The 12491-nt window shown below is 59.7% G+C and carries 15 protein-coding genes; 7 read left to right on the top strand and 8 right to left on the bottom strand.

The genetic code is table 11. The annotated features are described in order from the left end of the window. Window positions 1-87: 87 nt before the first annotated feature. Window positions 88-348 carry an accessory factor UbiK family protein gene (locus K0F75_RS16545; RefSeq protein WP_219063027.1) on the bottom strand — a complete coding sequence of 87 codons (261 nt, stop codon included), beginning with the start codon at window positions 346-348 and terminating at the stop codon, window positions 88-90. Window positions 349-767: 419 nt separating this feature from the next. On the opposite strand from K0F75_RS16545, the gene glnK reads away from it, so the two are divergent. The 4 genes from glnK to K0F75_RS16525 all read left to right on the top strand — a co-directional run bounded on the left by glnK (window position 768) and on the right by K0F75_RS16525 (window position 3509). Further along, window positions 768-1106, top strand: a complete 339-nt coding sequence (gene glnK / locus K0F75_RS16540; RefSeq protein WP_002555808.1) for a P-II family nitrogen regulator — start codon at window positions 768-770, stop codon at window positions 1104-1106. 34 nt (window positions 1107-1140) lie between these two features. Then, window positions 1141-2478 carry an ammonium transporter gene (locus K0F75_RS16535; protein WP_219063026.1) on the top strand — a complete coding sequence of 446 codons (1338 nt, stop codon included), beginning with the start codon at window positions 1141-1143 and terminating at the stop codon, window positions 2476-2478. A 178-nt stretch (window positions 2479-2656) separates the two neighbouring features. Next, window positions 2657-3082, top strand: a complete 426-nt coding sequence (locus tag K0F75_RS16530) for a secondary thiamine-phosphate synthase enzyme YjbQ (RefSeq protein WP_219063025.1) — start codon at window positions 2657-2659, stop codon at window positions 3080-3082. A 100-nt stretch (window positions 3083-3182) separates the two neighbouring features. Continuing rightward, entirely contained in the window at window positions 3183-3509 is a 327-nt protein-coding gene (locus tag K0F75_RS16525) for a hypothetical protein (RefSeq protein WP_219063024.1), read from the top strand. Window positions 3510-3576: 67 nt separating this feature from the next. Here K0F75_RS16525 and K0F75_RS16520 read toward each other — a convergent pair whose 3' ends face one another. The 6 genes from K0F75_RS16520 to K0F75_RS16495 are packed head-to-tail and all read right to left on the bottom strand — an operon-like array spanning window position 3577 to window position 8171. Then, the gene (locus K0F75_RS16520; RefSeq protein ID WP_219063023.1) at window positions 3577-4269 is read right to left on the bottom strand and encodes an HAD family hydrolase; all 693 of its coding nucleotides are present in this window, start codon (window positions 4267-4269) and stop codon (window positions 3577-3579) included. Beyond that, window positions 4262-5164, bottom strand: a complete 903-nt coding sequence (gene xerC / locus K0F75_RS16515) for a tyrosine recombinase XerC (protein ID WP_219063022.1) — start codon at window positions 5162-5164, stop codon at window positions 4262-4264. The genes K0F75_RS16520 and xerC overlap by 8 nt, the downstream gene beginning before the upstream one ends. A 2-nt stretch (window positions 5165-5166) precedes the next feature. Further along, complete coding sequence (locus K0F75_RS16510) at window positions 5167-5904, bottom strand: DUF484 family protein (RefSeq protein WP_219063021.1); 738 nt, start codon at window positions 5902-5904, stop codon at window positions 5167-5169. A gap of 13 nt (window positions 5905-5917) precedes the next feature. Continuing rightward, window positions 5918-6748 (bottom strand): diaminopimelate epimerase, encoded by an 831-nt coding sequence (dapF, locus tag K0F75_RS16505; RefSeq protein ID WP_219063020.1) that lies wholly within the window; start codon window positions 6746-6748, stop codon window positions 5918-5920. A gap of 4 nt (window positions 6749-6752) precedes the next feature. Then, window positions 6753-8000, bottom strand: a complete 1248-nt coding sequence (gene lysA, locus K0F75_RS16500) for a diaminopimelate decarboxylase (RefSeq protein WP_219063019.1) — start codon at window positions 7998-8000, stop codon at window positions 6753-6755. A 9-nt stretch (window positions 8001-8009) separates the two neighbouring features. Beyond that, on the bottom strand, window positions 8010-8171 hold the full coding sequence (locus K0F75_RS16495) for a lipoprotein (RefSeq protein ID WP_219063018.1): 162 nt from the start codon (window positions 8169-8171) through the stop codon (window positions 8010-8012). A gap of 241 nt (window positions 8172-8412) precedes the next feature. Here K0F75_RS16495 and cyaY point away from each other — a divergent pair, with 241 nt between their 5' ends. The 3 genes from cyaY to rnk all read left to right on the top strand — a co-directional run bounded on the left by cyaY (window position 8413) and on the right by rnk (window position 9547). Then, window positions 8413-8745, top strand: a complete 333-nt coding sequence (gene cyaY, locus K0F75_RS16490) for an iron donor protein CyaY (protein WP_219063017.1) — start codon at window positions 8413-8415, stop codon at window positions 8743-8745. Window positions 8746-8747: 2 nt separating this feature from the next. Beyond that, window positions 8748-8984: a DUF1289 domain-containing protein gene (locus K0F75_RS16485; protein WP_219063016.1), complete on the top strand. Its 237-nt coding sequence runs from the start codon at window positions 8748-8750 to the stop codon at window positions 8982-8984. 152 nt (window positions 8985-9136) lie between these two features. Next, on the top strand, window positions 9137-9547 hold the full coding sequence (gene rnk, locus K0F75_RS16480; RefSeq protein ID WP_219063015.1) for a nucleoside diphosphate kinase regulator: 411 nt from the start codon (window positions 9137-9139) through the stop codon (window positions 9545-9547). Between the two features lie 56 nt (window positions 9548-9603). On the opposite strand, the gene K0F75_RS16475 is transcribed toward rnk, so the two are convergent. Further along, window positions 9604-12453 (bottom strand): class I adenylate cyclase, encoded by a 2850-nt coding sequence (locus K0F75_RS16475; RefSeq protein ID WP_219063014.1) that lies wholly within the window; start codon window positions 12451-12453, stop codon window positions 9604-9606. Between the last annotated feature and the right edge of the window lie 38 nt (window positions 12454-12491).

The following is a 12491-nucleotide window of genomic DNA, read 5'->3' as shown; positions in this document are numbered from 1 at the left end:
GGGAGCAATCGGGACGCGTAGTCTTATTCGCGAATGAATTCGCTCCCACCGGGATTGGACGGTGAACGTCCAGAAGTCGCGCGGCTGTTACTCCGCCGGTGGCGTCAGTTTCGCTTCCATCTCGGCCACTTTTGCTTCCAGCGCTTCAAGGCGGGCGCGGGTGCGGGCGAGGACGGTCATCTGGCTGTCGAACTCTTCGCGACTCACTAAATCAAGCTTGCTGAAGCCGCTTTGCAGCAGGGCTTTGAACTGGGTTTCGAATTCGTTGCGCGGGACAGGCGTTTCGCCGTTGAACAAGCGAGAGGCGTGGCCACTCAGGGCGTCGAGGAAGGCTTTGGGCGCGAGCATGGTCAGGGTTCCGGAAACAGATGGGCGGCAGTATATCACGCAGCGTCTATAGTCAATTCAGATCGCCCTTTCTGCACGCTTTTCGCGCATGGGGGCGGGCGCATGCGCACTGTTGTTGTGCGTCCTGATCGCCGCAATCGGTGGCCGGGAAAGTGATTCTTGGCCAAGGCCCTGTATTCAATGAGATTTCACGAGATGGCAAGCTTTCTGCTTAGTGGCATATGACCCATGCACTGATGCAGTCGCTGTGACGATTGCAGTGCGGCAGGCGAAGCGGGGAAGTGTTTCGTCAGAAGCGGTTTTCTGGGGTTGATCGGGGCTGTTAAGGCGACCGACACGTTACAAAGCCAGGCACTGCGCTTAGACTTGAGTCGGGTTTGTTTTCCTGGGGCAAGTCCACCAATTCGGGAGAAAGTTTCATGAAGCTAGTCACTGCCATCATCAAGCCGTTTAAATTGGATGACGTGCGCGAGTCACTGTCGGAGATCGGCGTGCAAGGCATCACTGTCACTGAAGTCAAAGGCTTCGGTCGGCAAAAGGGTCACACCGAGCTGTATCGCGGCGCGGAATACGTAGTCGACTTCCTGCCCAAGGTAAAAATCGATGTTGCGATCGATGACAAGGATCTGGATCGAGTGATCGAGGCGATAACCAAGGCTGCCAACACCGGCAAAATCGGTGACGGCAAGATCTTCGTGGTCAATCTGGAACAGGCCATTCGCATCCGTACCGGCGAAACCGATACCGACGCAATCTAAGCCGCCAAACCCAACGCCCCAGGAGTAAAACAATATGACTCTGCGTCAATTCGCAGGGCTAGGAGCCCTGTTGTCCCTTGTAATCCCTGGTCTGGCCATGGCGGCAGACCCAGTGGCTGCGCCTGTCCTCAATTCCGGCGACACTTCCTGGATGATGACCTCGACGGCGTTGGTGCTGTTCATGACCATTCCCGGCCTGGCGCTGTTCTACGGCGGTATGGTTCGGTCGAAAAACATTCTTTCTGTAATGATGCAGTGCTTCGCCATTACCGGTCTGATCAGCATTCTGTGGGTCGTTTATGGCTACAGCATTGCGTTCGACACGACGGGGATGGAAGCGGGCGTCGTCAACTTCAACTCCATATTCGGCAGCCTGTCCAAGGCATTCCTTGCCGGTGTGACGCCTTCGAGCATCACGGGTCCGGCCGCTTTGTTCCCTGAGGCAGTGTTCATCACCTATCAGATGACCTTCGCCATCATCACCCCTGCGCTGATCGTCGGCGCGTTCGCTGAGCGGATGAAGTTCTCCGCCATGCTGATCTTCATGGGCATCTGGTTCACGCTGGTCTATGCGCCAATTGCGCACATGGTCTGGAGCGGTCCGGGCGCACTGTTGGGTGATTGGGGCGTTCTCGACTTCGCTGGCGGCACCGTGGTTCACATCAACGCCGGTATTGCGGGTCTGGTTGCCTGCCTGGTGCTGGGCAAGCGTAAAGGCTTTCCAACCACCCCAATGGCCCCGCACAACTTGGGTTACACCCTGATCGGCGCGGCAATGCTTTGGGTAGGCTGGTTCGGCTTCAACGCTGGCTCCGCTGCTGCGGCCAACGGCACTGCCGGTATGGCAATGCTCGTGACTCAGATTGCGACCGCTGCTGCCGCACTGGGCTGGATGTTCGCTGAGTGGCTGACCCACGGTAAGCCAAGTGCCCTGGGCATCGCTTCGGGTGTGGTTGCCGGTCTGGTTGCCATTACCCCTGCCGCCGGTACCGTTGGCCCGATGGGCTCCCTGGTGATCGGTCTGGCTGCGGGCGTAGTCTGCTTCTTCTGCGCCACCAGCCTCAAACGCAAACTGGGCTACGACGACTCCCTGGATGCCTTCGGCGTACACGGTATCGGCGGTATCCTCGGCGCGATCTTGACGGGTGTGTTCGCAGCGCCTTCCCTGGGTGGCTTCGGCACCGTGACCGACATCGCTGCACAGGTCTGGATCCAGTGCAAAGGCGTAGGCTTCACGATCATCTACACCGCGATTGTGACCTACGTCATTCTCAAGGTCCTGGACATGGTCATGGGTCTGCGTGTCACTGACGAGGAAGAAGCTGTCGGCCTCGACCTTGCGCTGCACAACGAACGTGGCTACAACCTGTAAGTCGACGCATAAAAAATGCCCGGGCGACCGGGCATTTTTTTGTCTGAAGTTTGTCGATACACGCAGGATGGAGAGGGTTGTTTGCTCTTGGGCGGCGGCTTACACAAAAGGTGGTCTATTACGCGCTTTGTTTTTTTCTCCAGCGCGTTAGAATGCGCGCCGAAGCGTGGAGAACTGTATGTGGCAACAGACGCTGATTACTCTGCGAGCAAGGCCTCGCGGGTTTCATCTGGTAACCGACGAGATACTGGCAGGCTTGCCTGAGCTGCGCACTTGTCGGGTCGGTCTATTGCATCTGTGGCTACAGCATACCTCGGCCTCGTTGACCATCAACGAGAATGCCGACCCGGCTGTGCGTCGTGACTTCGAGCGTTTTTTCAATCGTCTGGTGCCCCAGGGTATGGACGTATATGAACATGACGACGAAGGCCCCGATGACCTGCCTGCGCACTTCAAGGCCAGTTTGCTTGGCTGCCAGTTGAGTTTGCCGGTCACGGCGGGGCGATTGGCGCTGGGTACCTGGCAAGGTGTTTATCTGGGTGAGCATCGAGATGTTGGCGGTGCTCGCAGAGTCCTCGCCACCTTGTACGGTGATGAGGCATGACCACTGATTTTCAGCGGTCGTTGATTTTTTTCCGGCAGCCTTCGACAGTGGGCGTAGCTGGGCTATAACTAATCTGCTTTCGCAAGTCATGAGGTAGAACATGAGCGACGATGACAACGATGAAATGGTAGACGATCTGGAAGGTGAAGAGGACGGTGAGGAGCTCGCTGCTGCTGCCGAAGACGATGGCGCCGACGCTGATGACAGCATCGAAGCCTCGGTCACTCCCACCAAGGGTAAAGCCAAGGCCGCTGTCTCGGTAGATGAACTGCCGAGCGTAGAAGCCAAGAACAAAGAGCGCGACGCTCTGGCCCGTGCGATGGAAGAGTTCCTCTCCAAAGGCGGCAAGGTTGTCGAGGTGGAGCCCAACGTGGTTGCTGATCCGCCGAAGAAGCCTGACAACAAGTACGGTAGCCGACCTATCTAAACGGTCGTTTATCGAACAAAGAAAAGCCCGCTGTCGCCGCGGGCTTTTTCTTGTCTGAAAATTGCTCTCAGCCCCAACGCGCCAACAATTCCGGCAATTGCATCAGGCTTTGAATCTCGGCGTCAGGCGGCTTGTCGGCTTCCCAGGCTTTGCCTGCGGGATTGAACCAGATGGCGCGAAAACCAACCTGCTGCGCCCCTGCGATATCGTCGCCGGGGTGGTCGCCGATGTGCACGGCTGCGCTGGCGTCGACCTTGCCGCGCTTCAGCGCTTCAAGGAAGGGGGCCGGGTCGGGTTTGCCGATGCCCAGCTCTTCGGCACACAGGGCGAACGCGAAATAATCAGCCAACCCCAAGCGGCGGACGTCGGCATTGCCGTTAGTCACAACCCCCAGCGTGTAGGTTTTGGCGAGAATTTCCAGCGTCGGCTGAGCCTCGGGGAATATCTCGATTTGATGCCGTGCGTGCAGGAAGACTTCGAAGCTTTTGTCGGCCAATTCCTGCGCGTGGGCATGGGCGTAGCCAGCCTCCTCCAGCGCATGAAACAGTACGCGTCGACGCAGCGCACTGATTCGGTGCTTGAACGTGGGGTCGGCCTCGACCAGTTGTGCGCGTATGGCCCACAGATGCTCCACCGGCACCGGGCCGAGATTCGGCGCGTGTTCGGCCAGCCAGTCGCGCAGCACGGCTTCGGCGCTGACGATCACCGGCGCGGTGTCCCACAGGGTGTCATCGAGGTCGAAGGTAATCAGTTTAATCATGATCAGTGCCCTTGCTGCGTTTGGCCCTGGGATGGGCGCTGTCGTAAACCGTGGCCAGATGCTGGAAGTCCAGGTGCGTATAGATCTGCGTGGTGGTGATGTCGGCGTGGCCGAGCAGCTCCTGCACCGCGCGTAGATCTTGTGAAGACTCGAGCAAGTGGCTGGCAAACGAATGGCGAAGCATGTGTGGATGCAGATTTTGCCCCAGCTCGCGTTCGCCCGCCGCTTTCACGCGCAACTGAATCGCCCGGGGTCCCAGACGACGCCCTTGCTGGCCGATGAATACCGCATCGTCCTCCGGATTGGCCAGTGCGCGCAACGGCAACCATATTTCCAGGGCTTCACGGGCCTTCTTGCCCACTGGCAACACGCGGGTCTTGCTGCCTTTGCCGAGGACTTGAATCAATCCGTCACTCAAATCAAGCTGTTCGAGATTGAGCCCAGTCAGCTCCGACAGGCGCAGGCCCGACGAGTAGAACAGCTCCAGGATCGCTTGATCGCGATGAGCCAGAAAGTCGTCCTCGACCGCACCGTCGAGTAATTGCAGGGCGCGATCGGCATCGAGGGTCTTCGGCAGGCGGCGCTCGCCCTTGGGGGGAGACAAGCCGTTGGCCGGGTCGTGATCGCACAGGCCTTCACGGTTCAAGTAACGGTACAGGCCGCGAACCGCTGACAACAGGCGTGCCAGGCTGCGCGAGGACTGGCCTTGCTGATGCAGACGGGCGATCAGGCTGCGCAGGTGCTGAATGTCCAGCGCCGACCAACTGCTAAGCTGCTGTTTTTCGCAAAAGGCGAGGACTTTGCTCAGATCGCGGCGGTAGGCTTCCAGGGTATGGGAGGACACCTGGCGCTCACTGCGCAGGTGCGTGCAGTAAGCGTCCAGTTGCCTTTCCATGGTCAGCGAACCGAGCGTAGTGACTGGGTGAAGCGCGGCAACACCCGGCCCAATACTTCAGCGATATAGCTGAGAAACAGCGTGCCGACGGAGCTTTTGTAGTACTGCGGGTCGCGGCTGCCGATGGCCAAAACGCCATGCAGGCCTTGATGAATCAGGGCGACGACGGCGGTTGAGCCGATTTGTTCGCCTTGTTCGCGGCCGAACAAAAAGGTCAGCTCGTGCTCACGCAGTGCGCCGCAGACAGTCTTGTCGCCCGAGATCAGGCCGCCGATGGCTTTCTGCGCGTCGGCACTGCTGACCCAGCGGCCCACGGGCATGGGGTTGTCGCTGAACAGAATGAGGCTGACGAAGGGCACCTGAAACTCTTGGCGCAGGCTGTCTTCCACGGCGATGATCACTTCTTCCAGGCTACTGGCGTCCATCAACGCCAGGATCAGGCGACGGGTCTTGTCAAACAGCCGATCATTGTCGCGAGCCACGTCCATCAGTTGCGAAAGGCGGTGGCGCATCTCGATATTGCGGTCGCGCAACAGTTTGAGCTGGCGCTCGACCAGTGACACGGTATCGCCGCGCTGGTGCGGGATGCGCAAGGCTGGCAAGAGTTCTTCGTGTTCAACGAAGAACTCCGGGTGATGACGCAAATAAGCGGCGATAGCCTCCGCCTCAAGGGCTGGCGCTGCGTTGTCGGCAGGTGCTTCGCTGGGCTTTTCGGCTGAAATCTGAGGCTGATCGGTCATCGGATTTGCTCACTCATAGACGAACCTGTCCTTCGTAAACCCGCACTGCAGGACCCGTCATCATCACGGGATGGCCTGGGCCTTCCCACTCAATGGACAGGCGCCCGCCAGGCAGGTCGATCAACAGGGGCGAATCCATCCAGCCCTGACTGATGGCAGCCACCGCCGCCGCGCAAGCCCCGGTACCGCAGGCCTGGGTTTCCCCGGCGCCACGCTCCCAGACGCGCAGTTGCGCGCGTTGGCGATCAACCACATGCAAGAAGCCGACATTGACCCGGGCCGGGAAGCGCGGGTGATGCTCCAGCTTCGGCCCAAGCTCGTGCACGGGCGCATTATTGATGTCTTCGACACGTAAAACTGCGTGTGGATTGCCCATCGATACTGCGGCAAGCTCAATGATTTGGCCATCGACTTCGACGGGATAGCTCAGCGCCTGCTCGTCGGCCTGAAACGGAATCTCTTCTGGAATCAGCCGGGGTGGGCCCATGTTGACGCTGATCTGACCGTCGCTGCGGATGTCCAGTTCGATGATGCCGCTTTTGGTTTCCACGCGAATCTGGCGCTTGGTGGTCAGGCGTTTGTCCAGCACGAAGCGGGCAAAGCAGCGCGCGCCGTTGCCGCACTGCTCAACCTCGGAGCCGTCGGAATTGAAAATCCGGTAACGGAAATCGACCTCCGGGTTGCTCGGCGCTTCGACCAGCAGCAGTTGGTCGAAGCCGATCCCGGTGTGGCGGTCACCCCATTGTTTGGCGTGCTTGGGCAAAATGTGCGCGTGCTGGCTGACCAGGTCCAGAACCATGAAGTCGTTGCCCAAACCGTGCATCTTGGTAAAACGCAGCAGCATGGGGTTACTCCGGCAGCAGGCTTTCGCCAGCAAACAGCTCTGCCACGGTCTCGCGGCGGCGCACTTCGAACGCTTCGGTGCCATCGACCAACACTTCAGCGGCGCGGCCGCGGGTGTTGTAGTTGGAACTCATGACGAAACCATAAGCCCCGGCCGAATGCACAGCCAGCAAATCACCCTCGGCCAGCACCAGTTCGCGCTCCTTGGCCAGGAAATCACCGGTTTCGCAGATCGGTCCGACGATGTCGTAAGTGCGTGGCTGGCCGTCGCGTGGGCGAACCGCGCTCACGTCCATCCAGGCCTGATACAGCGCCGGTCGAATCAGGTCGTTCATTGCCGCATCGACGATGGCGAAATCCTTGTGTTCGGTGTGCTTGAGGTATTCAACCTGGGTCAGCAGCACGCCGGCATTGGCCACGATGAAGCGACCGGGCTCGAACACCAGTGCCAGGTCGCGACCGTCAAGGCGCTCACGCACAGCCTTGATGTAGTCGCTGGCCAGCGGTGGCTCTTCGTCGCGATAACGCACGCCCAGACCGCCACCCAGATCCAGATGGCGCAAGTGAATGCCGCAATCGCCGAGGCGATCGACCAGCGCCAGCAAGCGATCCAGTGCATCAAGGAACGGCGGCAGGCTGGTCAGTTGCGAGCCGATATGGCAATCGACGCCGACCACATCCAGGTTCGGCAATTGCGCGGCCCGGATGTACACGTCTTCGGCATCGGCGATGGCGATGCCGAACTTGTTTTCTTTGAGCCCGGTGGAGATGTACGGGTGGGTGCCCGCATCGACATCCGGGTTGACGCGCAGCGAGATCGGGGCGCGTACGCCCAGCTCTGCGGCCACCACTTGCAGGCGTTCCAGCTCGTCGGTGGATTCGACGTTGAAGCAGTGCACGCCGACTTCCAGGGCGCGACGCATGTCTTCGCGGGTCTTGCCGACGCCGGAGAACACGATTTTGCCGGGCTCGCCGCCAGCGGCCAGGACGCGTTCCAGCTCACCCCGGGACACGATGTCGAAACCAGCGCCCAAACGCGCCAGGACATTGAGTACAGCCAGGTTGGAGTTGGCTTTTACCGCAAAGCACACAAGGTGCGGCATACCGTCCAGTGCATCGGCATAGGCACGGTATTGCGCTTCGATGTGCGCGCGGGAGTAGACGTAGGTCGGCGTGCCGAAACGCTCGGCAATGGCAGACAACGCTACAGCCTCCGCAAACAGTTCACCGTCGCGGTAGTTGAAGGCGTCCATGGGTGTTCCCTAGTAAGTAGAGTGCTTATGCGATTGCGATTGCGATGACTTTGCTTGGTCTTCAGGGGATTTGCTGTCGTCGGGCAGGTACAGCGGCCCTTTTTGACCACAGGCAGAGACGAGGCAAGCGACCGCGAGGAGCGCAGCAAGGGAAGAGATCAGGCGCTTCATGGCGAAATCCTTTGTAAAAGCATTAATTGCGCACGAGTATACCGGCCACCCAGCGCCTTGCCTATGCGGCCGCCTACCCGTCTGGCGGGGCTCCGGGCAAGGCCCTGATGATTTGTCCCGACGCGATGAGGCATTATCGACATTGCCGCCTGCTGTTGGGCGGGTATGCTTTGCATTTGTCTGGAAGCGACCGTATCTTGCGGCGCTGCGTCACCGGTAGACACTTTTTGAGGTTCCCGTAATGAGTTTGACTGAAGCCCGCTTTCACGATTTGGTCGATGCCACCCAGCAAGCGCTGGAGGATATTTTCGATGAGAGCGATCTGGATCTGGACCTGGAAAACTCGGCCGGCGTGCTGACCGTGAAGTTTGAAAATGGGACCCAGCTTATTTTCAGCCGCCAGGAACCGTTGCGTCAGCTGTGGCTGGCCGCGCGTTCCGGTGGTTTCCATTTCGACTACGACGAAGAGCACAAGCGTTGGGTGTGCGACTCCAGTGATGAGTTGCTCAGCGAAATGCTCGCACGCATCACGCTGGAACAGGCCGGCGTCGAACTTGAGTTCGACGAGATCTGACAGTGGCCGATAGCACCGCTTCAGCGCCGGTCAAACCGGCGAAACCCTTGTTCAGCAATGTCAGCCCGGCAGTGCCGTCGCCCTGCATCAGCGTGTGTCGGCTCGATGAGCAAAAGGTTTGCCAGGGCTGCTGGCGTCCAGTGGAAGCCATTCGCGAATGGCGCTCGGCGGATGATCACCGACGCCGGGAGATTTGCGCGGATGCCGAGCAGCGCAGGCTGGACGTCTCTGGACAGTGAGTGGCTGCCCGCTGAAACCTCGTCGGCTTGTGTATTTATTAGGCTGTGATAGTGTCCGGGCATGCCTCATTTGCTTGAGGCCCGTCAAAACCCCGCCCGAATCGGCGGGGTTTTGCTTTTATCAGGCAGAATAAAAGGAGCCTGTCAGGATCATGAGCATCGCACCTTCAATCATCCTCACCCGACTCGACGTGCAACGTCTTGAGCGTCTCCTCGACAGCCTGGATGAGGGCACGCCGGGCATTGAAGCGCTTCAGGCCGAATTGGATCGCGCCGAACACGTGGTAGGTCACGAAGAGGTGCCTGCCGGTGTCGTGACCATGAATTCCCGCGTGCATTGCCGCGAAGAAAGCAGTGGCAAGGATTACCACCTGACGCTGGTCTACCCGCAAGACGCAGGCGCCGAAGGCACGGTGTCGGTGCTGGCTCCGGTAGGTTGTGCACTGTTGGGCTTGCAGGTCGGCCAACACATCGACTGGCCCGCGCCCGGCGGCAAGACGCTGAAACTGACGTTACTGGAAGTGGAATATCAGCCGGAAGCGGCGGGTGAGTACAACCAGTAAGGCCCTAGGTCGCGGGCAAGCCGTCTACATGTAGAACGCCTGCCCGTGGTCGCAGCTCAGGCTGCATCCATGGCGCTGTTCAGCGCTCTTTCCAGATCCGCTTTGTAGCGCAGAAACAGAATGCTTTGCCCGCGTACATCACCCAGTAAACCGGACAGATCAAGGTCGGTGATGTAGCAGCGATAGCGCTGAATTTCACTGCGTTGTTCGAGAATCTGTTGGGCGACCACGGCGAACAACTGCTCGCCATACTCCAGTTCGGAAAACTCTCGGTGGTTGCAGTACAAGGTGACATTCACCTGTCCTGGCGCCGCTTCGTCGATGATTGCCTGCACGTCATAGAACGGCTTTTCAAGTGGGATGGCGGGCGTCACGCGGGGCTCGATTCGCCGGGCGCGGCCTGCGCCGGTGGGCAGCACCTGGTAGTACAGGGTTTCCAGCGCGGACGGTTCCAGCGGATTGTCCAGCGGCAGCAGGGCGCCACGTCGATACACCAGTGACTGGAAGAAGCGTTGCAGCGGCACCAGCAGGCTTGATTCATCGTGGTACGGCAAACGCTGATGCCATAGCGCGTTGTGCTCATCGAGCACATAGAGGTCTGCGTGGGGTTCGTTGATCCGGTAAAACACCTGAATGCATTCCGGCTGACCGTGGGGCAGGATCAGCGTCAGGTCATGCTCATCCAGTGCGTTCGTGTCCAGGTGCAACGGGCTGTAGCTCGGTAACTCTTCGCTCAAGTAATCGAGCAGCGCCGGCAAGCTGGCCAGTGCCACGTGATTGACGTGTCCGGGCACCATTTCCAATACGTGATAGTGCTGCTGTACCTGGATCAGGTAACGGTGATTAAGGCGTCGGGTGAGCAGCAGTTGGGCAGTGTGCACCAACTCTTCGACACGCTGGGCAATGGCTGTTGCGCGGTTATGGCAGAAACAGCGCACGCGCACATGCGGTTGTTCCCGGCCTTCGGGCAGGTTGCTGAGGAATTCGCTCAGGCAGTTGAGTAGCGCATGGGGCCCGTCGTAACGGCTGACCAGTATTTCATTCCAGCTGTTGAGGGTGATCTGGTCGAGGGTCAGTACCAGGTTTTCCCGAACGCCGGCATAGCTCAGCGAGTCGGTGCGCTCGGTGGTCATCAGGACATTCAGGTCCCGGTGATGTTTGAGCGGATCGATGCCGACGTTGATCAGTAGCAGCACTTCGCTGGGCACGCTGGGGCGCAACAGCGATTCTTCGCTGACACTGGCGAGGGGCATTTCTATGGTCTGCTGCAGGCTGCCGATCAGGTTGAACAACTCAAACTCGGTCAAATCGCTGCTGCCTGGGTGCAGCGCCAGGCGCGTGGTGGTGTCGATCACGTTGTTGCGATGGCACCAGACCAGCAGCTCAAGCAATTCCCGGCTGCGTTTTATGGGTGAAAAATGCTCCCATTCCTGCGCGCCAAGGCTGCCGTTAAACAAGCCCCATTGGGTTTTGCCCGGCTCGCGGCGATTGGGCGAATGCACCAGGGTCAGTGTGTCTTCGGCCAGGTCCGGGGCGATTCCCGGATTGATGAACTCGACCTTGCCGGCCTTGCGCTCGAAGGCGGCATACAAACGACGGCCGAGCACGTTCAGGTCGCGCTTGTTGATCACGCTGACCGCCTGTTGCGTGCGGGCAAACTGGGTGAGAAACCGATAGCTGTAATTGAGCTCGTTGACCAGCGCGCGGCGCTCAGTGGTGACCTGGCGGACTTTCCACTGACTGCGACTGTCGAGCAGCGCCAGGTGGCGTTCGTCCCAGCCCCATTCCTTGGTCAGTCGCTCCAGCAGCACGTGCTGCCAACGGGACGTGCGCTGGCGTGCGGAGCCGGTGAGCTTTTTGTTGACCTTCAAATACAGGCTGCGCCGCACCAGTTCCAGACGCTCCGGTTCGCCCCGGGCATTGAGGTACTCTTCGATGCGCCGGTACACAGCCATGTACGGGTCCAGCTCGTCGAGGTCGAGCTTATTGGCGAAGACCGCCTGTTTGAAGCGCAAGCTCAGGCACTGCCCGTGCGGGTGTTCGCTGGCATAGACCTCGATCAGCAACAGTTTGAGCACCGACTTGTAAGGCGACTCAATGCCTTTAAACAGCTGCCACAGGCCCGCGCCAATGAACTCCCCAGGTGGAATGTGCGCCATATGACCGAGGTCGAGCATCTCTTCGGCCCGGATGAAGCGCTTGGACAGCAGCGTGTGGGCGTACTCGCTGTACCGCTGTTCGTCGTAGACCGGCACCAGCCACCATAGGGGTGTGCGGCCTGCCAGCCAGATCGCGGTGCGATAGAACTCGTCCAGCAGCAGATAGTGCTGGGTGGTTCCGCAATCTTCCGAGCTGAGTTGGGCGTCGCGCTCGCCAAGGGCAAAGCGTTTTGGATCAATCAGAAAAAAGTGTGCTTCAGCGCCCTGGGTCGCAGCCCACGCTTCCAGTGTCTGGCATTTTTTGCGCAGTTCAGTGAGGGCGTCCTCGCCCAGTTCGGAGTCGTGACAGACCCAGACATCCATGTCGCTCTGCTCGGCCTGGGCCAGCGTGCCGAGGCTGCCCATCAGGAACAGGCCGTGGATCGGCTGCGGCGGATTGCCGTGGCGCGGCTTGTAAGAGAACGAACGGGTCAGTCGCTGCGCTTCGGCCAGCGCTTGGGCATCAGGTTCATAGCTCGTCACCCCGGCTGGCGTGCTGCCGGAAACGTAACCGGGCAGCAGCGGGTGATTGACGTGAAAAAACAGTGGCAGCAGCGTCAACACGGCCTGTTGCCGCGTTGACAGACCTTCCATTGCACGGCCCAGCCGCCCATCGTTGAGGGACAGAAAGCGGGCGCGCAACTGGCTGAGGACCTTGCGGTCGATCCCCTCATCCAGGTCGGGACGAATTTCATACGTACGCATCATCGCAAATAACCGGCGGGCGAGGCTCGAAAGGAGGGCTC

The organism is Pseudomonas sp. UMAB-08, assembly GCF_900095225.1.
Taxonomy (GTDB): Bacteria; Pseudomonadota; Gammaproteobacteria; order Pseudomonadales; family Pseudomonadaceae; genus Aquipseudomonas.
Note: the sequence above shows the minus strand (reverse complement) of the source record. Positions and strands in the feature narration are given on the sequence as shown.